Consider the following 25885-nt stretch of genomic DNA (forward strand, 5'->3'; position numbering starts at 1 on the left):
GTACCGATTTACCCGCGCCTGTTCCCGACACAGTCGGGATACCTCGCGGGCTTCTAATAGGTTCCATCGAGGCAAATCAAACCGCCTCGGCCCACTAAACGATTGACCTATCGAGGCCTTGAGGAAACCACCATGAACACCAAAGCCGTCTACGCCGCTTGCCTGTTTGCCGCCCTGAACATCTGCACCTTGTCGGCCCGCGCCGAAGCCGATGTTTCCGCTAAAACCTACACCTACGGCACGCACCTGGACATCAAGAAAGTGGTGTCGCTGAAACAGGACGCCTCGCCTTCCTGTGGGGTTGTGGATGCCCAGCTGACTTACCTGGACTCCCATAACAAAACCCAGGTTCTGGACTATCGCAAATTGGCTGATGCCTGCAACTCGGACAACTGAGTCCTGCGCTGACCCATGGCCCATTCCATTTGAAACAGGAAGCCCATCATGAACAACGTTACCCGCTATTTGACTGCCATTGCCTTCTCCGCGGCTGGCGCCGCTGCCCATGCCAACGCTGCTGTTGAACAGAAAATCTGTGGCAGCGCTACTTGCTTTCAGCTGACGCCGGTGGCGCAGAAGGGCGGGAGCGTTTTTCTGGCAGAGGATGGTTCGAGCCGCACGCCGCAGGGCCAACAGCTGGAAAACCAGACGGCCTGAGGCCAGAACACTGATCTGTGAACACCACCGATCCAGTGTGGGAGCGGGCTTGCTCGCGAAAGCGGAGTGTCAGTCGACATGAATGTTGAATGTGCTGACCTCTTCGCGAGCAAGCCCGCTCCCACAGGGGATGTGTGGTGAGTCGTCCTCTACATTTTCAAGGTGACATCCATGTTTCTCATCGCTTTCCTGGGCGGCATATTGACCGTCCTCAGCCCTTGCATCCTCCCGGTCGTGCCGTTCCTGTTCGCCGGTGTTAAACGCACACGATCCTCGATCCCGCTCACCCTCGGCGGCATGGTCCTGACCTTCGCCCTGATTTCCAGCCTGGCCGTGGTCAGCAGCGAGTGGGTAATACACGCCAACAACACCGGCCGTCACGTCGCACTGATCGTGATGGTGCTGTTCGCCCTGTCGCTGATTTCCGCCCGTGTCGGTGACTGGCTGGCCCGTCCCTTCGTGGCGCTGGGCAACCGTCTCGATCCGGACACCCGCAAAATGTCCGGCCCGTTGAGTTCGATCATGATCGGCGTTGCCACCGGCCTGCTCTGGGCACCGTGCGCCGGACCGATCCTCGGGGTCATCCTCACGGGCGCCATGCTGCAAGGCGCAAACGCTCAAACCAGCCTGTTACTGGTGGCGTACGGCCTGGGCAGCGCATTGTCCCTGGGCACCTTGATCTTCGCCGGTCGCGGCCTGGTCAATCGACTGAAAACATCGATTCCGGTCACCGGTTGGCTGCGTCGTGGTACGGGTGTTGCGGTGCTGGCGGCTGCGGCGGTGATTTCCACCGGGGCCGACAAAACACTGCTGGCCGGCACGTCGTCCGAAGGCGTCAGCAGCATCGAGAAAGGGCTATTGGAAACCGTGCCGAAGGTTGTCGATTACTTGGTCAGCAAGGTCAGCGCAGACTCGTCCATGGACAATGCCCAAGGCGCCATGCCGTCAATTGCCGGCGCAGTGCAATGGCTTAACTCGCCAGCCCTGACCAACGAGTCCCTGAAAGGCAAAGTGGTGCTGGTGGATTTCTGGACCTACGACTGCATCAACTGCCAGCACACCTTGCCCTACGTGAAGGATTGGGCGAAGAAATACGAGAAGGATGGCCTGGTGGTGATCGGCGTCCACACCCCTGAATACGGTTTCGAGCGCATCATCGACAACGTCAAGGATCAGGTGAAAACGCTCGGCATCACCTACCCGGTGGCCATCGACAACAACTACGCGATCTGGCGCAATTTCGACAACCAGTATTGGCCGGCTCACTACCTGATCGACGCCAAGGGTCAGGTGCGTTACACCCACTTTGGTGAAGGCCGCTACGAGACTCAGGAGAAAGTGATTCAGCAGTTGCTGGAAGAGGCTAAAGCTCCCGCCGCATAAACCTTCAAATCAATGGCTCACAGGCTGCGCGCCGTGGGCCATTGGTTTTTTCTCCTGACTGCGCCGCCACGCCGCCGGTGGCGCTCCATACTCTCGGCGAAAGGCCCGACTGAACGCCGTGTCGGTCTGATAGCCCACCTCTTCGGCAATCCGCATCAACGAGCTGTTACTGCTGCGTAACAGGTTGGCCGCCAGCAACATCCGCCATTGCGTCAGGTACTGCATCGGCGAACTCCCCACCAGTTGCTGGAAGCGCTCCGCCAACACCGATCTTGACGTGCCGGCAGTACGCGCCAGTTCATCCAGCGTCCAGGCGTGACACGGTTTTTTGTGCAACGCGTTGAGGGCGGCGCCAACGATCCGGTCGCCCACACCCGCCAGCCAACCGGTACGACCTTCGCCCTGTTCGTGCATGTACAGGCGCAGCACCTCGATGAACAACACCTCGGCCAGTTTCGCCAGCACACCTTCGCCGCCGGGGCGGGGCGAGCGCGCTTCGGCCAGCGCATAACGGACCGACGATTCCAGCCAGATACCGGCATTCGAGCCGCGCACATTGACCCGGACCACCGCGGGTAACCCGGTCAGCAACATGCCGGCCAGACAGGTATCGCAGGCCAGATAGCCGCACACCAACCGCGTTACCGCGCCGCCACCGCCATAGCTCAATTGCCGTGGACGGCGTGCCAGCACCACGTCCAGCCGTGCACCGGTGGCCGGCGCGAGCCCAGGTTGTGAGCTCATGCGATGGGCATCTCCCTGCGGGAAAACCACCACATCGCCGGCCGTCAGCAGGAGCGGCGGATCATCACCCAGTTCGACATAACACTCGCCTTCGGTGATCAAGTGGAAGATCACCACGCGTTCGGCGCCGGGTTCCAGAAACGGCGCCGCCGTGTCGGCGCTCGGCGATTGGTAGCACCAGGGGGCAGTGAACCTGGCATTGATGAAAATCGCGCCGACCAGACGGACGACGCGCAGCGTCTGAGACAGGGCGTCCATGGTGGCTTTCCCGTGTGGGCGGCTGCTTTGGGTGGTGAGCTTGATTGTGAGCCTGTCGCCGCACAGCGTGAAATCTCCGGACGATCGGGCAGGGTTAGCCGACGATCGGACAGGACGCCAGCGTTGCTCGGCGCGATAGTTGGCACACAGGGTCAGCCGACCCTGTCATCAATAACAAGAATGAGAGGTTGCCATGCCTAAGTTCGTTATAGAACGCGAGATTCCAGGTGCTGGAACACTGTCAGAAAGGGATTTGAAAGCCGTCTCGCAAAAATCGTGCAAGGTGTTGCGCGATCTGCCAGAGGTGCAGTGGCTTCAGAGTTACGTCACCGGTGACAAGCTCTACTGCGTGTACATCGCGCCGAACGCGGAGCTCATCCGGGAACACGCCAGGCAGGGTGGTTTCCCTGCCAACAGCGTGTCCCAGGTCATGAGCATTATCGATCCCACGACGGCGGAGTAAGCGTCCGCCGGTTCCTGCTCAGTGATCCAACTCCGCCAGAGAAAGAATCCATGAGTACACCCATTGATCTTACTGCCTTGAAAAACCGTCAGATGGCCTCTTGGGCCAGCGGCGACTATGCCGTGATCGGCACCACCTTGCAGATCGTCGGCGAGCAACTGGCCGAGGCCTGCGACCTGCTTTGCGATGAACGCGTGCTCGACGTGGCCGCCGGCAACGGTAACGCGACGCTCGCTGCCGCGCGCCGTGGTTGCCACGTCACGTCGACCGACTATGTGGCCGCGCTGCTGGAACGCGGCGAAGACCGGGCCAGGGCAGAACGCCTGGACGTGATGTTTCAAGTGGCTGACGCTGAAGCCTTGCCGTTCGAGGATGCCAGCTTCGATGCCGTGCTTTCGACCTTCGGTGTGATGTTTACCCCGGATCAGCCCAAGGCGGCGGCGGAACTGGCGCGGGTTTGTCGCCCAGGAGGGCGGATCGGCCTCGCCAACTGGACGCCCGAAGGGTTTGTCGGCCAGATGTTCAAGACCCTCGGCCGCCACCTGCCGCCACCGCCGGGCGCTCAACCGCCTTCGCAGTGGGGCACCGAAGCCTGGCTGAACACGCAGTTCGACGAACGTGACTTTCTACTCCAGGTGGCGCGCAAGACCTTCAACTTCCGTTACCGCTCGGCCGAGCATTTCATCGACACGTTCCGCACCTGGTACGGCCCGGTCCACAAAGCCTTCGCAGCGCTGCCTCCTGAAGGCGCCCAAGCGCTGGAAAACGACCTGACCGAACTGATCAACCGCATGAACAGAGCAGGAGAAAAATCGCTGGTGGTGCCGAGTGAATACCTGGAGGTGGTGATCACCCGGCGTTGACCTGGCAACACAAATCTAATGTGGGAGCGGGCTTGCTCGCGAAGGCGGAGTGTCAGTCGACAATGATGTTGCCTGACACTCCGCCTTCGCGAGCAAGTCGAATCGTCGCACCGCCGCTCCCACAGGGTTATGTGGTGTCCAGTAGGGCAGTTATTCATCCAGCCGCTCGGTGTACACCACCCAAACGCTGCACGGCATTTTGTACAGCAGATGCTCCACCGTACTGCCGATCAGCCGGCCCATGCCGCGATGGCCGATCCGGCCCATGACAATCACGTCAATGTCATAGGCATCGACATAGCGGGTGAGGACCTTGGACGGGTTGCCCATGATCATGTGTCGCTGCTCCGGCGCAATGCCGTTGCGCTCGGCCAGGTCGTTGAAGGCATCTTCCTGGTAATCGAATACGGTCCTGGCCTTGCCCGACGAGAAGAACGCCGATCCGTTGTCGAAGCCGAATTCGTCGGCGCTGATGGATGAAAGGTCATAGGCGTAGACCAGATCGAGCTCGGCATTACAGGCGCTCGCCAGTTTTGCCGCCTCGTGGAGGATCCGGTCGTTGAAGGTTTTGTAATGGTCATCGCGATGAAAGGGGTCGACCGCCGCGACGATCTTTTTCGGCAAGGCGTGCACGGCGTGGCTGACGAAATGCAGCGGCACCGGGCATTCGCGCAACAAGTGCACATCGAGCGGGGTAAACATCAGCCGTGACAACAGCGATTCGTGCTCCAGCGCCTTGATCAGCACATCCATCGGCTGCTCTTTGAGGTGAATCAGGATTTCCTCCAGAGGGCGTTCTACCCAGGCCACTTCGGTGGTGACGTGGACCCCGATCTTGCGCAAGGGGCGGGCCTGTTCCTCAAGCCATTGGCGGTGGCGCTCGACGTAGCCCACGCGCATCTGTTCCAGGGCCTTTTCGTTGACCAGACTGGCGGTCGCCAGGCCTTCAAGGTAATCGAAGGCGACGATGTGCAGCGCCGCGTCTTCGGCCTTGGCCAGCGCAGCGGCCCTGTCGAAAGCGGGGCTGTGCTCCATCAGCGGTGATGCAACCAGCATGAAGCGGGATTGACCAGACATGACGAACCTCCCGTGGATTAGCCGCCCGACGTGCGGCTCGTGCGACGTACATCCAGGCTCTAAGTATTGACCATGATCAACCTTCCGTCCGTAAACCGGGTGCTGGCTGAGGTTCGTGCTGGTGCCGGATGCGTTGACCGGGCGCGAGGATATCCAGAACGATTACTTGGGGCCGTGGGGGAGGGCACTATTGAATGAACACTAACTGCACATGACACTAACGGCCTTTGCGGCGCGTTGCAGTTCTTGTTTGACGTCGACCGGTATCCGCTGTTTCACCAGTCGTTGCTCGAGGAATGTCTGATCGCCTCGGGTATCCACCTGAGCGTCAATAGCCGCATCCTGTGCTTCTATGGTGGCAGCGTGAGCCTCTATGACCGAATCGACCTCCGCGTCGCTCTTGGCGGCGTCGAGTGCACCAATGAGGGTTGCCACTTCGTCTTCTTCAGCCTTGCCATAGGCTTCTACGGACAGTCCGGCAGCCAACGCCCGCGCCCGGATTTCCACGCCTTTGAGCGTCTGCTTGGCCTGCCCGCACAGCAAATCGTGTTTTTGGCTTTCGACGATTTTCCATTGGAAAAAACCATAGGTCATCGTGCCGATAATCGCTACGGTCATACCACCGATCAGGATCCGTTTCATGGCTACAGTCGTGAAAGTCTGGGGATTGAGGGGGCGGTGGACATCGCTTCGTTCTCTATTCGAGGAATTGAAAGCGTAGCACCGGAACCCGGCCAAGCCCGGTCCAATGTCAATGCAAATTACAGTAGTGAAGGAGCGGCGTGTCTTCAAGATTGTAGCCTCACAGCCCTCGGCGTCCCGCTAGTTGCCGTCTGCCACTTTGCGTTCTATCTCCGCTATTTTCCGACGGAGTTCCTCAGCTTCCAGCTCTTCGGTTCGAGTTGGAGAGGGCGTATTGGTCTGATCGACGTTGACGGGCTTGCCAGACGTATCGGTGGGCGGGGCGTTTGACGTTGCTTCTGGTTCGACGTCGTTAACACTGTCATCGTTGTTCATATCGCTGACCTCCATTGACCTGAACATTGGATTCAACGCTGTGGCTTGAGTTCGAGATTTTTTGTCGGTGTCGATCAGCTTGGGCCATGAAACCTACCGGCGGTCAGACCGCCTGAATTTTCCCGCCGGGCGGTACTCCACCGTCCGAGGAGCAGTCGCTACTTAATGGCGGTGTAATCCGCCGGGGGAACACGTAATGCCATCGGTCGAAGATTTCAGAATCCAGTCTCACGCTTTCCTGATCGAACTGGACGCCGCAACGATGGGCATGATGACGCTGGTCTCTTCCAAATGTGTTTCAGGACCAGAATGGGAAGAGGCGACCAAACGGCATCACGATGCTTACGAGATCTGGAATGCCTTTCTTAATGTCTCTCCTTCAAGCACTGACGTCGTCACTCCGTTAATTACTTCGGGCGCCGACTAAGGACGGCTGGACGAAAACACGACAACTCCCCCCGGCGATTCACCGTATCAGTGCTCTTTGACTTTCTTGATGCGGAAAATAATCAGCGCAAGGATCGCGATCGCGAGGGGCGTCATCGCCAGCATCGCCTCTCGCGGGGCCACCTCGGCGCCGAGCAGGTGCAACCCTGAGTAGCCAAGCTTGAGCAGGTTCAGCAGGTAGTAAGTAATGGCGATAATCGACAGACCTTCCACGGCGCGCTGGATCTTGATCTGAGCGTCGGCGCGGGCGTTCAGGCTTTTGAGAATTTCCGAGTTCTGTTCTTCCATTTCCACCTGAACCCGGGCTTGCAACAGGTCGCCCAGATTGGCCACGCTTTTCGCCAGGTGCTCCAGGCGTTGTTCGGTGGCGGTGCAGTACCTGACGGTGGGTTTGAAACGGCGTTCGATGAACACCCCGAGACGCTGGCAATCGCCGACGTGACTTTCCCGCAATTCGCCCAGGCGCTCGTACACGAGTTGGGCATAGGCCTGGGTGGCACTGAAGCGGTGGCGGGTTTTCGCGGTACTGCTGACCACTTGGGCTGACAGGTTGGAGATGTCCGCCAGCAGGGCTTTCGCGTTGCCGCTGTCGGCGTCGGCGTTACGCTCGGAGAGGGTGACCAAGGTCTTGTCAAAGACATCGAGTTGCGCGCTCAAGGTCTTGGCCATGGTCAACGACAGCGAGGCCATCATGCGGTAGGTCTCGATTTCCAGCAGACGACGGATCATCCGCCCTTGGCGGTAAGCGTTGAGGCGCCGGTTGATGAACAGAATGTGGTTGTTGCCCTCCTCGCTGAGACGAAAATCGCTCCAGACCACCGCATCGCCACCGCCCACGCAGGAACCGCACGGGTCCTTGAAACCGTAGCCGGCGAGGTCCAGGCCGGCTTCGCCACGCACGACGATCTGCACCGAGTTGATCAGCTGCGGCAAATGCGCTTCGACCTTTTGCGCCAGCACCTCGGGCAGCGATGTCCAGGACAGGTCATCGCAGGATGAAGTGACCACCAGGGTCAGGGTGAAGAACTCGGCGTGGCGTTCCCATTTCAGGGCATGGCCATCGAGTTGGGTGATGCCCTGGGCGGCATGAGGATCGATCGGAGCAGGGCAGCAGCGCTCCAGCAGCGCATTGCACTCCGGCTCCCCGCCAAGGAAGGCCAGATGAAACACATGGGCCGGTTCGTCGAAATACAGCGACGGACGCGCGTGCAGTTCATTGTGCAGGGTTTGTCTTTGCGGATGCATGCTGTTCAGGCCATTGATCGACTGCTGTTGTAGGTGGGACAGGTCGATGAACTGATGAGTCACAAGCTCAAAAAAAGGCGCCTTGTACATCGTGAATCAGGCGCCCAAAACGGAAGAAACGGGTTACCTCTTGCTTGATTGTTCTCTGATCTGCGTCAGGCTGAGTCGTGGGGTCAATGCTTCAGGGTCGACCCTGACCTCAATCAAGGATGGCCGGGACATACCCAGGCAGCGTTCAAACGCCGGGGCAAATTCCGACGTGGCGCTGACCACCTCGCCATGCAGTCCATAGGCTTGGGCCAGTGCGGCGAAATCCGGGTTGTGCAATTCAGTGCCTGACACGCGTCCAGGGTAGTTGCGTTCCTGGTGCATTCTGATGGTTCCGTACATTCCGTTGTTGATCACAACGAAAATCACATGGGCGCCATATTGCGCTGCGGTCGCTATCTCCTGACCGTTCATCAAGAAGCAGCCATCCCCGGAAAACGACACCACCACTCGATCCGGGCACGTCAGTTTGGCGGCTACCGCCGCAGGAACGCCGTAGCCCATGGAACCATTGGTAGGGCCTAACTGAGTGCGGTATTGGCGGAACTGATAGAAGCGTTGAAGCCAGACGGCATAGTTTCCGGCGCCATTGGTCAGGATCGCGTCGTCTGGAAGTCTGCGATTCAACCACTCAATGATTTCGGCCATTTGCACATCGCCAGGGGAGGGCGAGTGTTGCAGATTTTCGCGGTAGCTTTTGTTGAGGGTGCGCGTCCATTCACTCTTTACCGGGCTGGTCACCGCTGGAAGCTTTGCGGCTGACAGGGCAAAGGTCGACATGCTGCTGTTGATCGCTAACGCAGGTTGGTAAACCCGCCCCAGTTCCTCGATGCCTTGGTGAACATGGATCAAGGTTTGCTTCGGTACCGGGATGTCCAGGGCCGCATACCCGCCCGTTGAAACCTCACCCATTCTGGAGCCCACGACCAACAGCAGGTCGGCGTTTTTTACCGCTGAGGACAGTTGCGCTGACGCGGCGAAACCAAGATCGCCGACATAGTTCGGGTGTCGGTTGTCGAACAGGTCCTGGCAGCGAAAGGAGGCCGCAACCGGGATGTTTTGCTGTTCAGCAAAAAGCCGGATGTCATGCACTGACTCGGCATCCCAGCCACTGCCACCCAGCACCATCAATGGACGCTCTGATTGCTCAAGCAGTGGCTGCATGGCGGCCATTTGCTCGGCAGCGGGGGTCATCAATACGCGTTTGAAAGGCCCGGCGTCACTGACTTCCGCCATTTCGGTCAACATGTCTTCCGGTAGGGCGACCACTACAGGTCCAGGCCTGCCATTGACCGCTCGGTGGAACGCCTGGCTGATCAGTTCGGGGATTCTGCGGGTGTCGTCTATTTGCACGACCCATTTCGCCAAGGGGCCAAACATCTGGCGAAAATCAACTTCCTGAAAGGCTTCGCGATACTGCTGATCGCGAGCGACCTGGCCAATGAACAGAATCATCGGCGATGAATCCTGGAACGCCGTGTGAACGCCAACCGAAGCGTTCGTTGCACCCGGGCCTCGGGTCACGAAGCAGATGCCTGGCTCTCCCGTGAGCTTGCCGTAGGCTTCTGCCATATAGGCCGCCCCACCTTCCTGGCGGCACACCACCAGCTCGATTTCTTCTTGCACGTCATGCAATGCATCGAGCACCGCGAGGTAGCTTTCTCCCGGAACACAAAAAGCTTTTTTGACGCCATGGATGCGTAAGGCATCCACCAAAATCTGACCTCCGCTACGACGAGAAATGGTTTTATTCATTGTTATCTCCTGAGTCGAATGGTGCGGTGTGAAAGGGTGAATCGCGCTCTTTCTGACAGGTACTGACTCGATCAATCGGAAGAACAACGGCCAACGTTCTGCGCCACGAATTCTGAGCATCATCGAGAAGGGGTACAAACGATGATTGCTCAGCACTTCATTCCCTCAGCTATTGAAGTCGGGCTTCAAGTCACCCAGTGACTTTTTATGCTTCAGTCATGGCTGTAAATCGTGAAATTGCAATTTCACATAACTACCGATTAATATACGGTCCATATACATTTCATATTGGATTGAGCAGTGGGTATCGTAAAAATTTCAGAAGCCATGCACGAGAATCTGCGCGTCGCCAGCGATGCGTTGAGTCGCTCGATCAACGCACAAGCCGAGCACTGGATGCGCATCGGGATGCTTGCGGAGTTGCATCCAAACCTGGACCACAGCGACCTCTGTCGCGTGCTGATTCGTGCCGAACAGGCGGGCGGCCTCGATGTAAAACAGCTGTGTGCACTCGCCGATTGTTCGCAAAGCGCCCAGGTTGATGCCGCATCAGGAGCCAAGCCATGAAGGCCAATGTAAAGCTCAATGCCCCGGCAGAAATAGCCATGTCTCGCGCTGCGGGCGCGCTGGCCGCCGAGGTCCTGGCCATGATTGCTCCGCATGTCAAAGCGGGGGTCACCACCGACGAACTTGACCGGCTCTGTCACGACTACATCGTCAACGTGCAGAAAGCCATTCCGGGCAATGTCGGCTATCACGGCTTCCCGAAAACCGTGTGTGCCTCGGTCAACCAAGTGGTCTGCCATGGCATTCCTTCGTCCACGCCGCTCAAGGATGGCGACATCGTCAATATCGACATTGCCGTGATCAAGGACGGTTGGTACGGCGACACCAGCCGCATGTACTTCGTGGGTGAGCCCGGCCCGGAGGCCCGACGTCTGGCAGAGACGACCTATGAAGCGATGTGCGCCGGTATTCGCGTCGTCCGCCCAGGCGCGACGCTGGGTGACATTGGCCATGCCATTCAGAAGGTGGCCGAAAGAGACGGGTTCAGCGTCGTGCGCGAATACTGCGGTCACGGTATCGGCAAGATTTATCACGATGAGCCGCAGGTCCTTCACTACGGCTTCCCAGGCCAGGGCCTGAAACTGAAAGCCGGCATGATCTTCACCATTGAACCCATGTTGAACGCTGGCAAACGCCATGTGAAAACCCTGGCCGATGGCTGGACCGTGGTCACCAAGGATCACTCACTCTCGGCTCAGTGGGAACATATGGTCGCGGTCACTGACGACGGCTTCGAGGTGCTGACCCGTTGGCCCGATAGTGTCGATGGGTATCCCGCCATCGTTTAGGCGCAAAATGGCGCTAGTGGTTTTGAAACCTCTACAGTTAGCATTGAGGTTTATCAACGCACCCGACGACCTGTTGGGTAACGTAACCGAGCAGGCCGAACATTGATCGAGCGACGTCAATTCAGCGGAGGCATGAAGGGGAAAAATCTCCGCTATCTGAATGAGAACCCCAACGAGAAGGCTCAAGTGGTCCGGGCAGGATTTCTGCTGCTTGAGCATTTCTCGCTGCCCGCATTCACGCAAGCACTGGATACGATAGTCACCGCGAATCTTCTGCGACCCGGGTTGTTCTCTTCCCGAACGTTCGGCTTGACCGATGAGGAAGTCATCAGTGACCTGGGCCTGGTCATTCGCCCGGATAGCCGTTTCGTTGGCTCAACGATCCAGGACCTGGACCTTCTGGTCATTTGCGGCGGCTACAGGACAGAACTCAAAGCGACGGATGAACTCATCTCCCTGTTGAGGGCTGCATCGGACCAGGGCGTCATTCTGGCCGGGTTGTGGAATGGCGCATGGTTCCTGGGAAGGGCAGGCTTGCTGGACGGATATCGTTGTGCGATTCACCCCGAACATCGCCCCGCGCTCGCGGAAATCTCCAAGGCGACGCATGTCACCAGTGAGCCCTACGTCATCGATCGAGACCGGCTCACGGCCTCGAGTCCCTCGGGGGCGTTCCACATGGCGCTGGATTGGATCAAAAGCTTGCACGACAAAGCCCTCGTCGAGGGGATTGAAGACATCCTGGCTTTCGAGGAGTCGCGTTATCGGCGGATAAAACCGACTGAAAATATCTGTGTGAGCGCGCCATTACGCGAGGTGGTGAAGCTGATGGATGCCAACCTCGAAGAGCCTCTGGAACTGGAGCAGTTGGCGGTTTACGCCGGCCGGTCGCGTCGACAACTCGAGCGCTTGTTCAAGGAGCAACTGGGCACAACGCCGCAACGCTATTACATGGAATTGCGGATCACCGAGGCGCGTCGGCTGCTCCAGCACACCGAACTGTCCCAGGTGGACGTATTGGTGGCTTGTGGTTTTGTATCGCCCAGCCATTTCAGCAAGTGTTACAGCTCGTACTTCGGCTACAGGCCTTCCAAGGAAAAGCGACTGGTCAAGTAGCAATGCTGCCGACCGGTAAGCGCCGAAGCGCTCATGCAGTGGTATGAAGAACGACAGCGCAAGTAGCCCTCAAACCTCTCACCGGCAACCGATGGGCTGAATCTTTCGGCGCTCGTTGACCACTGCCGTGCTATTGCGCAACGTCAACTCAAACGGCAATACCACCTGACGTTGTGCAATCGACCGTCCAGCGATTGATGGCGGCCGGAGGTGATCAACTGCCTTTCGAAAACAGACCGAAAAAACAGCCGAGGCCTTTAGGGGCATCGGTTTTTTTTTGTGCCGTCCCGGCGCGACGGCATCCGAACTAACTCGTCCGGGTTCTTGCAGACGGGGAAATCCCTGCTTAACTCTGAACCAATGGTCAAACCGTGACTAGGTGGTCACGGAGGCCATCCGGGCACCGTCATGCTGTGCGCTTAGTTCAAATTGGTACAAGGAAAAGTAACATGATGCCGAAAACTGCCATCGTCGAGATCTGCGGGAAGTACAAGGTTTATACCGAGCACTATCTCAACAGCGCCGCTAACAAGACCATCATTCTGGTCAACGGCTCATTGGCAACAACAGCATCCTTTGCTCAAACGGTGCGTTACCTGCAACCACGATTCAATGTGGTCCTCTACGACCAGCCCTACGCCGGTCAGTCGAAGCAACACAACCTCCACGGCCAACCGATCCGAAAGGAAGACGAGGCAGCGATTCTGCTGGAATTGATCGAACACTTTTGTGTACACCATGTACTGTCCTTTTCCTGGGGCGGTGCGGCTACCTTGTTGGCGCTGGCCCAGCAGCCGCGACGAATCGAGAAAGCGGTGATCAGTTCATTCGCCGCACGGGTCAATGCGCCGATGCGCGATTACCTGGAGCGCGGCCTGAACCATCTCCAGGCGTGTGACCGTCTCAATGTCAGTCGCTTGATCAACAGCACGATCGGCAAGCACCTGCCATCGCTGTTCAAACGCTTTAATGACCGTCATGTCAGCAGCCTGGCCGAGCACGAGTACCGGCAGATGCATTTTCACGTCAATGAGGTGCTGACCCAAGACACCCATTGCTATGTCGCCTGTGCCAATGCGATCGAAATCCCGCTGCTGTTTGTCAACGGCGAATGGGATGAGTACACCTCGGTAGAAGACGCCCGGATTTTTGCCGATCATGCCCCTCAGTCCTGTTTCCATACCATCAAGAACACCGGGCATTTCCTCGATATGGAACACCCGGCGGCCTTGCATGACACCCGCCAGGCCTTGCTCGGTTTTCTGGATCCGGCTTGCAGGAAGCAGGGCCGTGTTGCCTCAGATATCCAGGTCAATTACGTATGAGCCATTGAATTCCGGGTTTTCATTAACGCCGTTTTTTGCATAACCCCGGGCATTGCAAATGACCCGGGTTTTACCCACCGCGTAGTCAAAGCTCCCATGGGTATGGCCATGTAGCCAAAGCGCCGGTTGCCAGACGTTGATCCGGTCTTCGAGGTCTGAAACAAAACTCGCGTTAATCGGCGAATTCTCAAACAGCGGGCTTATGCTCAACCGTGTCGGTGCGAAATGCGAAACCACCACCGTGGGCGTCGTTCTGTCGCGGGTGAAGCAGTCTTCCAGCCAGGCGACTGTCTGCAAAAAAACCAGTTGGGAAACTGCCGGGCTGAACAGGTCTGGAAAATCGGGCGAGATTTTTATGTGGGTGAAGTCCCGCATGAGCTTCGTCGCCAGATCAACACCCTGTGCCCGATCCTCTGCAGAATCGAAAAGACGATAGTCAGACCACAGGGTGCAACCCAAAAACCGCACGCCGTTGTGGAGATACTCCGAGCGTTCCAATACGTGGATCTGTGTCCCTTGCGACAACCTGTTCAAGTGTTCGTAGGTAGAAATCAGGTCACTGCCATAAAACTCGTGATTCCCTGCCACGTACACCACCGGAAGAGGGCACGATTTGGCCCACTCAATGGCCGCAGCCGGACGAGCGATGTCTCCGGCGAGAACGACAATGTCGGCATCCACATCGGGAAAAGGTAACGCGTTGACGGACAAGTGGATGTCTGACAGCAAGGCGATGCGCATGGATCGACTCCTACCTGCTTTGAATGTCAGCCCATTCTACTGACAAGTTGATAACCTCCTGCCACACCTTCTTTTCGTTGCAGCCAGAGGTGCTGGCGTTGCAGAACCGAAGTGTTACTACGTGGCCGGGGAGTGGGACTTTGTGCTGGTGCTGGCGGTGCGCAACATGAAGCAGTACACAGAGCTGACGCGTGAGTTGTTTTTCGAGAACAACAATGTGAAGCGGTTCGAGACGCTGGTATCCATGAGCAACGTCAAGGTGGGGTTGCAGGTTGATTGAAGAGTAGATCTGGAGGGGAGAGCAGCTCAATGACGGCAGCCACTAGATGATCTGCGCCCCTCGCGCCTTTAACAACTCCCGCAATACCGACCGATGGCAATGCGCTTCCTCTTCGCAATAACAGCCAATGGCCAGTGACGTCTGGTGGGACAACGCCGCCAACAAATCGAGCAATTGGCTGGGCGCCGGGTGGTTCATTTCGGTTTTGAACTTGCGCTTGAAGGCTTCCCACGCCTTGTCGTCTTCCGCCGCTTTGGCTTCTGCGACCAGCTCGGCGCTGGGAGACAGCAGCGGCTGCCACACGTCATAAAAATCCCGACGGGCAAACTCGGCTTTTGGCACGCCACGCGGCGGGCGACGCACCGTGCCCAGGCGCAGGCCTTCATTGGCAGCGCGCGGTGAGCCGAGGCGCACGATATGGATGGGCATGCTCTGCCTTCCTTTATTACCGCGAGTTTTCGAACCACTCCAGCGCCGTGCGCCAGATGCAGATCCCCAGGAAATAAGCCGACATCAGCAGCCAAAGCCCCATCACCATCGGGTTGATCACCGGATGGTTGACCACCAGCGACAAGCTGCACAGCAGCCAGATGGCCGTCACGGCGATGTTGATCGGCATGAACTTGCGCACGCGGAACGGGTGGAGGAATTTCATCCGGGTCACGGTTAACAGCGCCAGGCCGATGATGGTGAGCAAAGTGATCCACGGCGACGGGGCGATGATGTACAGGCACAGGGCTACCACGTTCCACGCGGCGGGGAAGCCCTGGAAGTAGTTGTCTTTGCTCTTCATGTTGACGTTGCAGAAGCAAAACAGCGACGAGACCAGAATCAGCGACACGGACAGCAGCAGCGTGTAGTCCGGCAAGGGGATGTAACGATAAATGAACAGCGCGGGGATAAACACGTACGTCAGGTAGTCGATGACCAGATCGAGGATCGAGCCATCGAAACTTGGCAGTACCGACTGGACATTGACCTTGCGTGCCAACGCGCCATCCAGCCCATCGACGATCAGGGCGACGCCCAGCCACAGCAGGCAGTTTGTGGCCTGGTTTTCCAGCAGGGCAAGGGTCGCGAGGAAGGCGGTGACCACGCCGGTGGCGGTAAAACCATGGGCACCCCATGCTTTTAGCCTGGCGATGTGTAGGGTCGATATCACGGGGGCGTTCTCCAGAAAGTGAAGCAAGCCTGTTATCACCCCTTCAATGGGGGTGTCGGCAAACCTAGTCAGGTTGCATGTATCGACCGGGAATCCGGGGATAAGGTTCACCATCAGTAAATCTTAGCTGGGCCGCCAAAAAATACCCCGGATAAATCCGGGGGGTATTAAATGAAACATCGGCGCAGGGCGATACGTTTTACTCAAGCGCAGTGATCAGCGGATTGATCGGCTGCAGACAGGCTCATTCACAGCGCCTTGCTCATGAACACCCGACTCGTGCCTGGCGGGTCGCAGGGCACTTCGCCGAAGCGCTGCCAGCCGTGTTTTTCATAGAACTGCGGGGCCTGGAAACTGAGGGTATAGAGCACCGCCGAGCGGCATCCGCGACGCCGGCCTTCTTCCTCGTACGCGTTGAGCAGTCGAGAACCGAGCCCTGAGCCGCGCAGTGACTCGGGCAAATAGAACAAGTCGAGAAACAGCAGACCGAGCGACGTACGGCCGGTAATACCGCCCAGCACCTGATGGGTATCCGGATTGCGGACCGTGACTGCCAGCGACTGGCGGTCGTTGATGCCGGTCATCTGATCATTGAAGGCACTCAGCCCGGCGCTGAGTACGTGCTCGACTTCAGGTTCGATGACGTCGCTGACGACAATCAGATGGCGGTCCATGTGTTCGGTGATCCTGTGGGCTTTGGGTCTGCGAGGGTAGAACACTCGCAGCCGATGGTCATCAGGGTCAGCCAAACGGTGATGGCGCATTTGCCGGCGAAGACTATCGTTGCCTGACTGGATCACTCCAACCGATGAGGACATCGTCATGAACACCAGCGATCTGCTCGAACAATTACTCAGGGTCGGCCAAGGCTCAATGTCGCAACAGCGGGGCGGTGACGCGTCGGCCCAAGGTGGTCTCGGCGGTCTCGGTGGATTGCTCGGCGGCCTGTTGGGCGGTGGCGCCGGTTCAAGCGTCGGGGGCGGTGGCCTGGGTGGTTTGCTCGGTGGTCTGCTGGGCGGTGGCGCAACCATGGGCGGTTCGACCCAGACCCGCTCAGGTGGCGGCACGAACTACGCGGCGCTGGCTTCGCTCGGAATGATGGCATTCCAGGCCTATCAAGCCTGGCAACGCAGCCAGGCCTCGGCGCCGCAACAGGCACCGCGCACTGTCGACTTGTTGTCCGGCCCGGAAGTCGAGGACCACAGCCATGCGATCCTCCGTGCATTGATTGCGGCGGCGAAGGCCGATGGCCGGATTGATGACGCCGAGAAGCAGATGATCAGCAGCGAAATCGGCCGCCATACGGATGACCCAGAGCTCCAGCAATGGCTGGATGACGAAGTCGCGCGGCCGCTGGACGCCGCCGATGTGGCGCAGTCGGCCACGGATTCCGGCATGGCGGCGGAGATGTACCTGGCCAGTGTGATGCTGGTGGACGATCAGCAGGACGCCGAACGTAGCTATCTGGATGAACTGGCGGCGGCGCTGAATATCGATCCGGACCTGCAAGTGCATCTGGAGCAACAGGCCAAAGGTGGCGTGGCCTGAATGCAGCCCTGATAGGCCGGGTGTGACGCAGGCATTGTGAAAGGAACGCGGAGCGTCCCGAGAGGCATTCCCACACCAGAGCGTGGGAACGATCAACGAGAGTGCTGGCCCTTACAGGGGGGCAGGGGCTTTCGGCAGCAGAAACGTAACGCCGAAGCTCTCGGCGATTGCCAGTATCTGCGGTAAATCCTGCGGCACTTTGAGCTGATCCAGCGCGGCAAAGAACTGACCACCGCGGGGATCAGACACCACGCCGATCATCTTCGCCGTCGCACTGATGTTCTTGTAAGCATGAATAGTCCCACCGGGAATATGCACATAACCCCCGGGGAGAACAGTGGTGGCCTTGCCCGCAATCGTCACTTCCACCTGCCCCTCAATGACGTAGAACGCTTCGTCCCAAGGATGAAAATGCGCGGGTGGCCCGCCGCCTTGCACGCCTTCCTGGATATGCATTTCAAAAGGTTTGCTCAGATCTCCACCTGCAAGAATGGTGATGGTCTCACCCACGACATTGACCGGGTCGGGTTTTTTTCCGGTCTCGATGACATGAATCGTTCGCATGATTGCTCTCCGAAGGATGAGTCCATACCCGCTGAGTATATTCACTTGATCTGGCGCCGGGGCCGCGCCACAAGCCCGTCTGTCCGGGCGATTTCAACGCCGATGGAATTTTCTTCCGGGGGTGTCGCTCTGCTGATGTAGAGACGTGCTGATTCAGCGGATAAGCCTGCACGCTACACTTAAAGGGCTTGCTGCCGACGAGCAAATGCAGGTCTTGATTCCGTGGTTGTCCGCCCATCGGCACGCCCACCCCGCTGGCCTGATGGCCACGCGACGGTTCATCGAACTCAAATCCGTTTTCGATAGGGAGCCCTTAATGAATCAGGAAGAACACCTTGGCGCCGCCGATCTGGCCTTGTTGCAGCTGGGGCGCCGCTTGCAGGCCGACGGTTACCGTTTCATCACGCCAACGCCGCTGACCCATCAGCGGGTCAATGATCGCTCCTTCGGGCAAAGCGCCCGGACCCTGCGTGAAGTCTTCGGCTGGTCGCGGCCGTTTGAGCCCGGTCTGTTGTCGGTGGATGAGCAGCGGCAGTTGCAACAGGCAGGCGTCCTCGATGAATGCAATGGTCGACTGAAAAGTCATGTGCGCTGGTCAAGCCTCGATGACCTGTTGTTCGTGCATTCGGGTTACCCCACTGATGCCGCTGACGCGGTGTTTTTCGGCCCCGACACCTACCGTTTTGCTCAGTTGATTCACACCCATCTGCAACAGAGCTTCGCGCCGATCAGGCGCGCCGTGGACATCGGTTGCGGCGCGGGCGTCGGGGCGATTGTGATTGCCCGCGCACGCCGGGAAGCGGAAGTCCTGGCGGTGGACATCAACCCGTTGGCGTTACGCATGACGGCGGTCAACGTCGCCCTCGCCGAGGTGGCTAACGTCAGCATCGAAGCCAGCGACGTGCTGCAAGACGTCGACGGCCAATTCGACCTGATCGTCGCCAATCCGCCCTACATGGCCGACCCGGCCGAGCGTGCTTACCGACATGGCGGCGGGACGCTCGGCGCGCAATTGTCGTTGCGCATTGTCGAGCAAGCCCTGTATCGGTTGGCCCCCGGTGGTTCGCTGGTGCTGTACACCGGCGTGGCGATGATCGATGGCCTCGACCCGTTTCTGGATGCGGTGACGCCGCGCCTGGAATCGCCGATGTTTGGCTGGACCTACCACGAAATCGACCCCGACGTGTTCGGTGAAGAACTGTTGACCCCTGGCTATCAGCGGGTGGAACGCATTGCCGTCGTTGCCCTGATTGTCACGCGTATCGGCCCCGGCATCGGGGGTACCGTGAGCTCGTCAGCAGGTGCGCCATGACCAGAAGCCTGGACGATTACAATCGCATGCGCGATTTCTCGGCGACCTCTGAACCGGCTGCCGGTAAACGTTCGGGCAAAAAAACCGCGAAAGACCATGCCTTGCAGTTCTGCATCCAGAAGCACGACGCCTCGCGCCTGCATTACGACTTTCGCCTGGAACTCGATGGCGCGCTGAAAAGCTGGGCGGTGCCCAAAGGCCCGTCACTGGACCCCAAGGTCAAGCGCCTGGCGGTCCATGTCGAGGACCATCCGATGGATTACGCCACCTTCGAGGGCCGCATTCCCGAAGGGCATTATGGTGCCGGCGACGTGATCGTCTGGGACCGTGGGGTGTGGATTCCTCAGGACGATCCGGCCGAGGCGTACGCCAAGGGCAAGCTCAAATTCGAGCTAAAGGGCGAGAAGCTTGGCGGCCTGTGGAACCTGGTGCGCACGCACCTGCCAGGCAAGCAGGAGCAATGGTTTCTGATCAAGCATCAGGACGGCGCGGCCAAACCCGAAAGCGATTACGACGTGGTCGCCGCCGAGCCCGACAGCGTGCTCAGTGACCGGACCATCGTTGCCAAAAAGCCGAAGACCGCTGCCAAACCCAAAGCCGTCAAAAAAACCGCCGCCCCGGCGCGCGAGGAAAAATCGGCGCCATTGACGGGCGCCCGCAAAGCCAAATTGCCGGAGCAGCTCAAACCGGAACTGGCGACGCTGGTCGAAAAGGCCCCGGGCGGCGAGTGGAGCTATGAGATCAAGTTCGATGGCTATCGGATCATGGCGCGCATCGATCACGACGAGGTCAAACTGTTCACCCGCAACGGCCACGACTGGACCCACAAACTGCCCAGACAAGCCGAGGCGTTGGCGGCGCTGGGTCTCGAATCCGCCTGGCTCGACGGGGAAATGGTGGTCGCCGACGAGCAGGGCGTGCCGGACTTCCAGGCCTTGCAAAACGCCTTCGACTCGGGGCGCAGCGGCAACATCGTCTACTACCTGTTCGACATGCCTTACCTCAACGGTGTGGACCTGCGCGAGGTGCCGGTCGAGGAGCGAAGGGCCGCGCTGTCGACCGTGCTCAAGCCCAACAAAGATCCGTTGCTGCGCTTCTCCGATGCCTTTAGCGAAGAACCGGAAGCGCTGCTCAACAGCGCCTGCCAAATGCAGATGGAAGGGCTGATCGGCAAGCGTCTGGGCACACCTTACGTGTCGCGGCGCAGCAGCGACTGGATCAAGCTCAAGTGCAAGCATCGGCAGGAATTTGTGGTCGTCGGTTTCACCGACCCGAAAGGCTCGCGCAATGCCTTCGGTGCGCTGCTGCTGGGACTGCATGACCGCGACAGCGGCGAGTTGCGTTACGCGGGCAAGGTCGGCACCGGGTTCAACGAGACGACGCTCAAGCGCATTTACGAGCAACTGAAACCGTTGCAGACCAAAAAGAGTTCAGTGGTCAACCCGCCGAGCGGTTTTGACGCCAAGGGTGTGCACTGGCTCAAGCCCACGCTGCTGGCGGAGGTCGCTTTTGCCGAAATGACCAAAGAAGGTTCAGTCCGTCATGCGGTGTTCCATGGCCTGCGTGACGACAAGCCTGCCGAAGACATTACCGAGGAGCGTCCGAAAGCCGTGAAGACTTCAGCCGCGAAAAAAACCACTGCCGGAAAAATTTCCACCCCTGACAAAAAGAAAGCCGCGCCCGCGCCCTCACAAATCGGCCTGGGCGAGGGCAAGGTGCGCATCACTCACCCGGACCGGGTGATCGACGCCAGCAGCGGCACCACCAAAGTGCAACTGGCGCAGTATTACGCCAGCGTCGCCGAATGGATTTTGCCCGAGCTCAAGGACCGGCCCGTGGCGCTGGTGCGTGCTCCGGACGGCATCGCCGGCGAACTGTTTTTCCAGAAGAACGCCGAGCGCCTGGCCATTCCGGGGATTACCACCCTGGACAAGGCACTCACCGGCCAACCGGTGATGATCATCAACAACGCCGAGGCCCTGATCGGCGCCGTGCAGATGAGTACCGTCGAGTTGCACACCTGGAACGCCACCTCGGACAACCTCGACAAACCCGATCGCTTCGTCCTTGACCTCGACCCCGACCCGGCGCTGCCCTGGAAAAGCATGGTCGAAGCCACCCAGCTGACCCTCTCGGTACTCGACGAACTGGGGCTCAAGGCGTTTCTCAAGACCAGCGGCGGCAAGGGGATTCACCTGGTGGTGCCACTGACTCGCAAGCTGGGTTGGGATGAGGTGAAAGACTTCAGCCACGCGATTGTCAGCCACATGGCCAAATTGCTGCCGGAGCGTTTTTCCGCCGTGTCGGGACCGAAGAACCGGGTCGGGCGGATCTTCATCGATTACCTGCGCAACGGCCTCGGTGCCACGACCATCTGCGCCTACGCCGTGCGCACCCGTGAAGGGCTGCCGGTGTCGGTACCGATCTTTCGCGAGGAGGTGGCCGAGCTCAAGGGCGGCAATCAGTGGAACATCCACACCCTGCATGAGCGCTTGGCCGAAGTCGGCGACGAGCCGTGGAAGGATTTGAAGAAAACCCGGCAGTCGATCACCGCCGAGATGCGGCGGCGGGTCGGGATGAAAAAATAGCCATGTACGCCCTTGCAGGAGCACGGCTTGCCGGCGATGGCGTTCTCAAGGGCGCCATCGCCGGCAAGCCGTGCTCCTGCAACGAGCTATTTGATAAATGCCTGCAGGTCACTGGTCAGCTTGTCGATCGCCACTTTGAAATCCTTGGTGGTGATCTTCTGGCTGGCGTTTTCCAGTGTGGTACCAAAGACTTTGCGCACGACTTTGGCCACGGTCTGGTTGGTGCTGGCGTCGATGAACTCGGCCTCGATGAACAGGGTAGTGTCCTGATCGCGGTGACCACTGGCAGCGGAAACACCCCCCACGACGGCGGCAACCGGCACCACTTCATACCACTTCATGCCTTCGTTTTCGGCAGTCACCCCGGTGATCGCCGCGCGCATGATCAAGGTTTTTGAACCGGCTGGCGCTGATTTTGCGCTCGATACCACCCGATATTTCTGCCCCAGCACACCTTTGGCCTTACTGGTCATGTAGCTCTGCAACTCGTCCAGGGTTTGCTTGTTAACCCGCTCAGTGGGCTTGGGCGCCGGGTAAAGCTCCAGCTTATTGAACGCCACGGTGTTATAGGCATTTGGATTCCAGGACGGGCTCACCCAGCGCATGGCGGTTTCGCCGCTGGTGGTGGTGACCTCCTGCAAGTTGTTGTAGTTGGACAGGAAGCCGGAATACTGCTCACGCTCGGTGACTTTCGAGGTGCAACCGCCGAGCAGCAGAGTGGTCAGCGCAACGCCAATAAACAGTTTTCGGGACAGGTTCATAGTGGTGTTTGCTCCATGGGTTAAGTCATTTTTTTCGGTAGCAGGGCATCAGAAACGCCAGGTCATATTGCCGGTCACGGCTTGAATCCAGGCATTGTCGAACTGACCGGAAGTTCGAATACCCGACGTGGACTTGGTCTGGTCCACCGGCATATCGCCCAACCAAACCATGGCCCAGCTGACATTGATGTCGGTGACCTTGTTCAGAGCATAGGTGGCTCCGGCCGCAATGCGCCAGGATTCTCCCATTGGCACGGTAAAAGTTCGGTTTGCATCCGAAACGGCGCTGCTGTCATACGCCACACCGACGTTCCACAACAGTTGCGGCGTGGCCTGATACTGCGCGCCGAGCGCCAGTTGCCAGGTGTCTTTGAAATGGGCGTCGATCGTCGTCGATTGAGCGCCAAACGCGGTGGTGTCGACTTGCACCGCGATGTCGCCAAACTCTGACCAGTCTTGCCAGTTGACCGAGGCCAGCAGGGCCCATTGCGGGTCGAGTTGCTGGAACAGGCTCAGCGTTGCAGTTTGCGGCACGGTCATGTCGAGTTGGGTGTTCAGGCCGTCCAGACGATTCAGAGCGGGCCCGTCGCCTTTGACGTCCAGCCCATTCTCGAACTCCAGATCGACCTTGCTGGTGTAGGCCAGGCCGATGCGGGTGCCGGGTTGCGGGGCATAGATGACCCCCACATTCGCGCCGAAACCCCAATCCTGGTCCTTGTATTTGAATTGGCCGTCGCTGCGGTCGGTGAAGCCGAAAGGCGAACGGTCGATCGCGGTTTGCGCTTGCAACATGCCGTACATGGCTTTCACGCCAACGCCCACCGACCATTGCTCGTTAAAGCGATAAGCCACGCTGGGCACGAAAGACAAACCGGCGAGGCTGGCGTTTTGTGCGAAGTAGCGCCCGGACCAATCGTTGTCGTAATTGACCGCCAGGCCAAAGTCAGCGTACTGGCCGAAGCCAATGCTCCAGTGGTCGTCGAATTGGTGGCTGACGAAGAAGCTGCCACTGGGAATCGGGTCGAGGGCGTTACCACTGCCAGTGCCGGTGCCATTGGTGTTTGAGTCGCGATCGAAGCTCAGGTCTCCGTAGAGAATCTGCAAACCACCGGTGATCTGTGTGCCGGGCAGATAACTCATGCCCGCCGGGTTACTGGCGATGGTCGAGGGACCTTGAGCACGGGCCGCGGCGCCGGCGTTGGCCAGACCGGCGTTATCGGTGCCGATTTCATAGAGCATGATGCCGCCAGCGTAAGCGTGCTGACTGCACAGGGCACACAGGGTGATGGCGGGCAGGGCGGATGTTTTTATCTGCATGGGGTCACCTCAGCACATGTCCGTCATGAACGCGGGTGCCGAGCGCTGGCCACCCGCGAATTCAACTGCTTACTTGCCCATGGCCGCCCGGGCCGCTTCGATCTTGGCTTTGACTGCTTCGAGGTTGAAGCTCGCGCCTTTTTGCATGGGCGGGAACTCAACCGCTGTTTCAGCCAGTTTGACCACCTGTTGCTGCACAAACACGAAGCGCCAGAACTGGAATTTGAACCATTCGAAATACTCCAGCGAGCCATTGGCCGCCATGTTTTCCGGCCACCCGGCGCGTTCGAATGGGTCGAGGCGCAGGTTGGTCAGGATCGGCATGTCCAGCGTGGTTTTTGCCCCCAGCCAGCCACCGGGCTGGTCAATGAAGCGGTACTTGAAGTCATCGATACGGATCGCGCCTAGCGTGCTTTCGCCAAAATAGAAAATTTCATGGCGATTGGACGGACCTTTGCCGGTAATCATCGGTGTCTGGTCGTAGCCGTCGAGGTGCACTTTGTAAGTGGTATCGCCCAGTTGTTTGCCCTTGAGCAATTCTGCGCTGATGTTCGGGTTGCCCGCCGCCGCGACCAGGGTCGGGAACCAGTCCATGCCTGACATGATGCCGTTGGCCACCTGGTTGGCAGGTACCTTGCCCGGCCAGCGAATAATCGCCGGGGCCCGGAAACCACCTTCCATCACCGTGCCTTTACCCATGGCAAACGGCGTGGTGCCGCCATCCGGCCAGGTAAAGTTTTCAGCGCCGTTGTCCGTGGTGAAAATCACGATGGTGTTGTCATCCATGCCGTCTTTTTTCAGCTTGGCCATCACGTCGCCGACGATGTCGTCGATCTGCGCCATGCCGGCTTCCTGTTCCGACCAGCCATTTTGCGCATTGCGCATGGCTTCGTACTTGTCGGAAAGGTGAGTGACGATGTGCATGCGGGTCGGGTTGAGCCAGAGAAAGAACGGTTTGTTGTCCTGCCTGGCCTTGTCGATGAAGGCGAGGGCCTTGTCGCGAATCTCGTCATCGACGGTTTTCATCCGCTCCGGATAGAGGGTGCCGGCGTCTTCGATTTTTTGTTTGCCAACCTTGCCCCAGCGCGGCATCACGGTCGTATCGTCAGTTGTGGTGGCCCAGCTGTGAACCATGTTCCGTGGGCCGACGGTGGGCAGAAGATCTTGCGGATAATTGGGGTGCGCCGGGTCTTCCATGGCGTCGAGGTGATAGAGATAGCCGAAGAACTCGTCGAAACCATGCACGGTCGGCAGAAATTCGTTCAAGTCGCCCAAGTGGTTCTTGCCGAACTGGCCGGTGGCGTAGCCCATGGACTTGAGTGCGGTGGCGATGGTGACGGCTTCGGCGGGAATACCAATGGGAGAACCGGCCTGCCCGACAGTCGTCATCCCGGTACGGATCGGCAGTTCGCCGGTAATGAAGTTGGCGCGCCCGGCGGTACAACTGGCCTCGGCGTAGTAGTCGGTGAAACGCATGCCTTCAGCCGCGAGCTGGTCGAGGTTGGGGGTTCGACCGGCCATCATGCCCTGGTTGTAGACACCGATGTTGGACCAGCCAATATCGTCGCCCATGATGACGACAATGTTGGGGCTTTTGTCGGCAGCTTGAGTGATGCCGGGGAGAACCATTGCAGACAGAAACAAGGGGACGGCGAATATTGAGGATAGCTTTGTCCGGTTCATATCGAGCTCCTTCGCACTAGCGTTGGTACTCTGAGACGAGCCCCCGACCGCCCAGGAAATGTTGGATCCCCCGCGAAGAGCGTAGGTAAGAATTGTGATATTTCCAGTAATTGGTTTTTCGGCCGCAGGCCTCTGTTTCATGGGCTATACAGCGGGGTCGTGGATTCAGATGATCG

Annotated in this window: 27 protein-coding genes and 1 pseudogene; 14 read left to right on the top strand and 14 right to left on the bottom strand. The window is 58.8% G+C overall.

From position 1 onward, the window contains the following. The first annotated feature begins 132 nt into the window (after positions 1–132). The 3 genes from KGB03_RS03815 (at position 133) to KGB03_RS03825 (ending at position 2040) form a co-directional block, all read left to right on the top strand. Positions 133–396: a DUF2790 domain-containing protein gene (locus KGB03_RS03815; RefSeq protein WP_111448762.1), complete on the top strand. Its 264-nt coding sequence runs from the start codon at positions 133–135 to the stop codon at positions 394–396. Positions 397–444: 48 nt separating this feature from the next. Further along, positions 445–657 (top strand): hypothetical protein, encoded by a 213-nt coding sequence (locus KGB03_RS03820; protein ID WP_218536232.1) that lies wholly within the window; start codon positions 445–447, stop codon positions 655–657. A 171-nt stretch (positions 658–828) separates the two neighbouring features. Beyond that, positions 829–2040: a cytochrome c biogenesis protein DipZ gene (locus KGB03_RS03825; protein WP_223526387.1), complete on the top strand. Its 1212-nt coding sequence runs from the start codon at positions 829–831 to the stop codon at positions 2038–2040. Positions 2041–2049: 9 nt separating this feature from the next. On the opposite strand, the gene KGB03_RS03830 is transcribed toward KGB03_RS03825, so the two are convergent. Continuing rightward, the gene (locus KGB03_RS03830; protein ID WP_223526388.1) at positions 2050–3042 is read right to left on the bottom strand and encodes an AraC family transcriptional regulator; all 993 of its coding nucleotides are present in this window, start codon (positions 3040–3042) and stop codon (positions 2050–2052) included. Between the two features lie 193 nt (positions 3043–3235). Here KGB03_RS03830 and KGB03_RS03835 point away from each other — a divergent pair, with 193 nt between their 5' ends. Together KGB03_RS03835 and KGB03_RS03840 are read left to right on the top strand one after the other, a co-directional pair. Further along, positions 3236–3505 (top strand): DUF4242 domain-containing protein, encoded by a 270-nt coding sequence (locus KGB03_RS03835; RefSeq protein ID WP_008156937.1) that lies wholly within the window; start codon positions 3236–3238, stop codon positions 3503–3505. Positions 3506–3555: 50 nt separating this feature from the next. After that, complete coding sequence (locus KGB03_RS03840; RefSeq protein WP_111448758.1) at positions 3556–4368, top strand: class I SAM-dependent methyltransferase; 813 nt, start codon at positions 3556–3558, stop codon at positions 4366–4368. A 150-nt stretch (positions 4369–4518) separates the two neighbouring features. Here KGB03_RS03840 and KGB03_RS03845 read toward each other — a convergent pair whose 3' ends face one another. From KGB03_RS03845 to KGB03_RS03855, 3 genes are all read right to left on the bottom strand, one after another. Beyond that, the gene (locus tag KGB03_RS03845; protein WP_111448757.1) at positions 4519–5445 is read right to left on the bottom strand and encodes a universal stress protein; all 927 of its coding nucleotides are present in this window, start codon (positions 5443–5445) and stop codon (positions 4519–4521) included. A 201-nt stretch (positions 5446–5646) separates the two neighbouring features. Further along, positions 5647–6087 (bottom strand): hypothetical protein, encoded by a 441-nt coding sequence (locus KGB03_RS03850; RefSeq protein ID WP_218536234.1) that lies wholly within the window; start codon positions 6085–6087, stop codon positions 5647–5649. A 180-nt stretch (positions 6088–6267) separates the two neighbouring features. Continuing rightward, on the bottom strand, positions 6268–6462 hold the full coding sequence (locus KGB03_RS03855) for a hypothetical protein (protein ID WP_223526389.1): 195 nt from the start codon (positions 6460–6462) through the stop codon (positions 6268–6270). A 196-nt stretch (positions 6463–6658) separates the two neighbouring features. Here KGB03_RS03855 and KGB03_RS03860 point away from each other — a divergent pair, with 196 nt between their 5' ends. Beyond that, complete coding sequence (locus KGB03_RS03860; protein WP_192410725.1) at positions 6659–6889, top strand: hypothetical protein; 231 nt, start codon at positions 6659–6661, stop codon at positions 6887–6889. Positions 6890–6936: 47 nt separating this feature from the next. Here the strand turns inward: KGB03_RS03860 and KGB03_RS03865 are convergent, their stop codons facing one another. Both KGB03_RS03865 and KGB03_RS03870 read right to left on the bottom strand, forming a co-directional pair. Beyond that, complete coding sequence (locus KGB03_RS03865) at positions 6937–8154, bottom strand: DUF3422 domain-containing protein (RefSeq protein WP_223526426.1); 1218 nt, start codon at positions 8152–8154, stop codon at positions 6937–6939. A 123-nt stretch (positions 8155–8277) separates the two neighbouring features. After that, positions 8278–9957, bottom strand: a complete 1680-nt coding sequence (locus KGB03_RS03870; RefSeq protein ID WP_223526390.1) for a thiamine pyrophosphate-binding protein — start codon at positions 9955–9957, stop codon at positions 8278–8280. A 300-nt stretch (positions 9958–10257) separates the two neighbouring features. Here KGB03_RS03870 and KGB03_RS03875 point away from each other — a divergent pair, with 300 nt between their 5' ends. From KGB03_RS03875 to KGB03_RS03890, 4 genes are all read left to right on the top strand, one after another. Then, a complete protein-coding gene (locus KGB03_RS03875; RefSeq protein ID WP_218536236.1) occupies positions 10258–10524 on the top strand; it encodes a ParD-like family protein in 267 nt (88 codons plus the stop codon). Then, positions 10521–11312, top strand: a complete 792-nt coding sequence (gene map / locus KGB03_RS03880) for a type I methionyl aminopeptidase (protein ID WP_223526391.1) — start codon at positions 10521–10523, stop codon at positions 11310–11312. Before KGB03_RS03875 ends, map begins: the two co-directional genes overlap by 4 nt. Before the next feature lie 102 nt (positions 11313–11414). After that, complete coding sequence (locus KGB03_RS03885; protein WP_192410728.1) at positions 11415–12428, top strand: GlxA family transcriptional regulator; 1014 nt, start codon at positions 11415–11417, stop codon at positions 12426–12428. 449 nt (positions 12429–12877) lie between these two features. Then, positions 12878–13753 (top strand): alpha/beta fold hydrolase, encoded by an 876-nt coding sequence (locus tag KGB03_RS03890; protein WP_218536239.1) that lies wholly within the window; start codon positions 12878–12880, stop codon positions 13751–13753. On the opposite strand, the gene KGB03_RS03895 is transcribed toward KGB03_RS03890, so the two are convergent. Continuing rightward, positions 13727–14494 (bottom strand): metallophosphoesterase, encoded by a 768-nt coding sequence (locus KGB03_RS03895; RefSeq protein ID WP_192410730.1) that lies wholly within the window; start codon positions 14492–14494, stop codon positions 13727–13729. The genes KGB03_RS03890 and KGB03_RS03895 overlap by 27 nt on opposite strands. A 109-nt stretch (positions 14495–14603) precedes the next feature. Between KGB03_RS03895 and KGB03_RS03900 the strand changes: the two are divergent. Beyond that, positions 14604–14774, top strand: a pseudogene (locus KGB03_RS03900) (Lrp/AsnC ligand binding domain-containing protein); the annotation flags it as partial. A 42-nt stretch (positions 14775–14816) separates the two neighbouring features. Here the strand turns inward: KGB03_RS03900 and KGB03_RS03905 are convergent. The 3 genes from KGB03_RS03905 to KGB03_RS03915 form a co-directional block, all read right to left on the bottom strand. Then, positions 14817–15203 carry a DUF488 domain-containing protein gene (locus KGB03_RS03905; protein ID WP_223526392.1) on the bottom strand — a complete coding sequence of 129 codons (387 nt, stop codon included), beginning with the start codon at positions 15201–15203 and terminating at the stop codon, positions 14817–14819. A gap of 16 nt (positions 15204–15219) precedes the next feature. Continuing rightward, positions 15220–15936, bottom strand: a complete 717-nt coding sequence (gene pcsA, locus KGB03_RS03910; protein ID WP_111448744.1) for a phosphatidylcholine synthase — start codon at positions 15934–15936, stop codon at positions 15220–15222. Between the two features lie 248 nt (positions 15937–16184). Next, a complete protein-coding gene (locus KGB03_RS03915; RefSeq protein ID WP_111448743.1) occupies positions 16185–16610 on the bottom strand; it encodes a GNAT family N-acetyltransferase in 426 nt (141 codons plus the stop codon). Between the two features lie 148 nt (positions 16611–16758). Between KGB03_RS03915 and KGB03_RS03920 the strand changes: the two genes are divergently transcribed. After that, entirely contained in the window at positions 16759–17484 is a 726-nt protein-coding gene (locus tag KGB03_RS03920; RefSeq protein WP_218536242.1) for a tellurite resistance TerB family protein, read from the top strand. A gap of 111 nt (positions 17485–17595) precedes the next feature. On the opposite strand, the gene KGB03_RS03925 is transcribed toward KGB03_RS03920, so the two are convergent. Continuing rightward, positions 17596–18048 carry a cupin domain-containing protein gene (locus KGB03_RS03925; RefSeq protein WP_223526393.1) on the bottom strand — a complete coding sequence of 151 codons (453 nt, stop codon included), beginning with the start codon at positions 18046–18048 and terminating at the stop codon, positions 17596–17598. Positions 18049–18364: 316 nt separating this feature from the next. On the opposite strand from KGB03_RS03925, the gene KGB03_RS03930 reads away from it, so the two are divergent. Both KGB03_RS03930 and ligD read left to right on the top strand, forming a co-directional pair. After that, a complete protein-coding gene (locus KGB03_RS03930) occupies positions 18365–19360 on the top strand; it encodes a methyltransferase (RefSeq protein WP_223526394.1) in 996 nt (331 codons plus the stop codon). Next, on the top strand, positions 19357–21948 hold the full coding sequence (ligD, locus tag KGB03_RS03935; RefSeq protein ID WP_223526395.1) for a DNA ligase D: 2592 nt from the start codon (positions 19357–19359) through the stop codon (positions 21946–21948). Before KGB03_RS03930 ends, ligD begins: the two co-directional genes overlap by 4 nt. Positions 21949–22034: 86 nt before the next feature. Here ligD and KGB03_RS03940 read toward each other — a convergent pair whose 3' ends face one another. From KGB03_RS03940 to KGB03_RS03950, 3 genes are all read right to left on the bottom strand, one after another. Then, entirely contained in the window at positions 22035–22709 is a 675-nt protein-coding gene (locus tag KGB03_RS03940) for a DUF3313 domain-containing protein (protein ID WP_223526396.1), read from the bottom strand. 48 nt (positions 22710–22757) lie between these two features. Further along, positions 22758–24026, bottom strand: coding sequence for an OmpP1/FadL family transporter (locus tag KGB03_RS03945; RefSeq protein ID WP_218536246.1), 1269 nt, complete (start codon positions 24024–24026; stop codon positions 22758–22760). A gap of 69 nt (positions 24027–24095) precedes the next feature. Further along, positions 24096–25709 (bottom strand): arylsulfatase, encoded by a 1614-nt coding sequence (locus KGB03_RS03950; RefSeq protein WP_218536247.1) that lies wholly within the window; start codon positions 25707–25709, stop codon positions 24096–24098. Positions 25710–25885 lie beyond the last annotated feature (176 nt).

Origin of the sequence: Pseudomonas sp. BF-B-26 (genome assembly GCF_019956495.1) — a bacterium.
Taxonomy (GTDB): Bacteria; Pseudomonadota; Gammaproteobacteria; order Pseudomonadales; family Pseudomonadaceae; genus Aquipseudomonas.

Bases quoted from the DNA above. Each gene is read 5' to 3' on its own strand.
- KGB03_RS03930 (WP_223526394.1), top strand. From the start codon at position 18,365: ATGAATCAGGAAGAACACCTTGGCGCCGCCGATCTGGCCTTGTTGCAG.
- KGB03_RS03830 (WP_223526388.1), bottom strand. From the start codon at position 3,042: ATGGACGCCCTGTCTCAGACGCTGCGCGTCGTCCGTCTGGTCGGCGCG.
- KGB03_RS03865 (WP_223526426.1), bottom strand. From the start codon at position 8,154: ATGCATCCGCAAAGACAAACCCTGCACAATGAACTGCACGCGCGTCCG.
- KGB03_RS03840 (WP_111448758.1), top strand. From the start codon at position 3,556: ATGAGTACACCCATTGATCTTACTGCCTTGAAAAACCGTCAGATGGCC.
- KGB03_RS03920 (WP_218536242.1), top strand. From the start codon at position 16,759: ATGAACACCAGCGATCTGCTCGAACAATTACTCAGGGTCGGCCAAGGC.
- KGB03_RS03825 (WP_223526387.1), top strand. From the start codon at position 829: ATGTTTCTCATCGCTTTCCTGGGCGGCATATTGACCGTCCTCAGCCCT.
- KGB03_RS03860 (WP_192410725.1), top strand. From the start codon at position 6,659: ATGCCATCGGTCGAAGATTTCAGAATCCAGTCTCACGCTTTCCTGATC.
- map (WP_223526391.1), top strand. From the start codon at position 10,521: ATGAAGGCCAATGTAAAGCTCAATGCCCCGGCAGAAATAGCCATGTCT.
- KGB03_RS03890 (WP_218536239.1), top strand. From the start codon at position 12,878: ATGATGCCGAAAACTGCCATCGTCGAGATCTGCGGGAAGTACAAGGTT.
- KGB03_RS03950 (WP_218536247.1), bottom strand. From the start codon at position 25,709: ATGAACCGGACAAAGCTATCCTCAATATTCGCCGTCCCCTTGTTTCTG.
- ligD (WP_223526395.1), top strand. From the start codon at position 19,357: ATGACCAGAAGCCTGGACGATTACAATCGCATGCGCGATTTCTCGGCG.
- KGB03_RS03925 (WP_223526393.1), bottom strand. From the start codon at position 18,048: ATGCGAACGATTCATGTCATCGAGACCGGAAAAAAACCCGACCCGGTC.
- KGB03_RS03945 (WP_218536246.1), bottom strand. From the start codon at position 24,026: ATGCAGATAAAAACATCCGCCCTGCCCGCCATCACCCTGTGTGCCCTG.
- KGB03_RS03915 (WP_111448743.1), bottom strand. From the start codon at position 16,610: ATGGACCGCCATCTGATTGTCGTCAGCGACGTCATCGAACCTGAAGTC.
- KGB03_RS03905 (WP_223526392.1), bottom strand. From the start codon at position 15,203: ATGCCCATCCATATCGTGCGCCTCGGCTCACCGCGCGCTGCCAATGAA.
- KGB03_RS03855 (WP_223526389.1), bottom strand. From the start codon at position 6,462: ATGAACAACGATGACAGTGTTAACGACGTCGAACCAGAAGCAACGTCA.
- KGB03_RS03845 (WP_111448757.1), bottom strand. From the start codon at position 5,445: ATGTCTGGTCAATCCCGCTTCATGCTGGTTGCATCACCGCTGATGGAG.
- KGB03_RS03895 (WP_192410730.1), bottom strand. From the start codon at position 14,494: ATGCGCATCGCCTTGCTGTCAGACATCCACTTGTCCGTCAACGCGTTA.
- KGB03_RS03850 (WP_218536234.1), bottom strand. From the start codon at position 6,087: ATGAAACGGATCCTGATCGGTGGTATGACCGTAGCGATTATCGGCACG.
- KGB03_RS03835 (WP_008156937.1), top strand. From the start codon at position 3,236: ATGCCTAAGTTCGTTATAGAACGCGAGATTCCAGGTGCTGGAACACTG.
- KGB03_RS03820 (WP_218536232.1), top strand. From the start codon at position 445: ATGAACAACGTTACCCGCTATTTGACTGCCATTGCCTTCTCCGCGGCT.
- KGB03_RS03870 (WP_223526390.1), bottom strand. From the start codon at position 9,957: ATGAATAAAACCATTTCTCGTCGTAGCGGAGGTCAGATTTTGGTGGAT.
- KGB03_RS03815 (WP_111448762.1), top strand. From the start codon at position 133: ATGAACACCAAAGCCGTCTACGCCGCTTGCCTGTTTGCCGCCCTGAAC.
- KGB03_RS03940 (WP_223526396.1), bottom strand. From the start codon at position 22,709: ATGAACCTGTCCCGAAAACTGTTTATTGGCGTTGCGCTGACCACTCTG.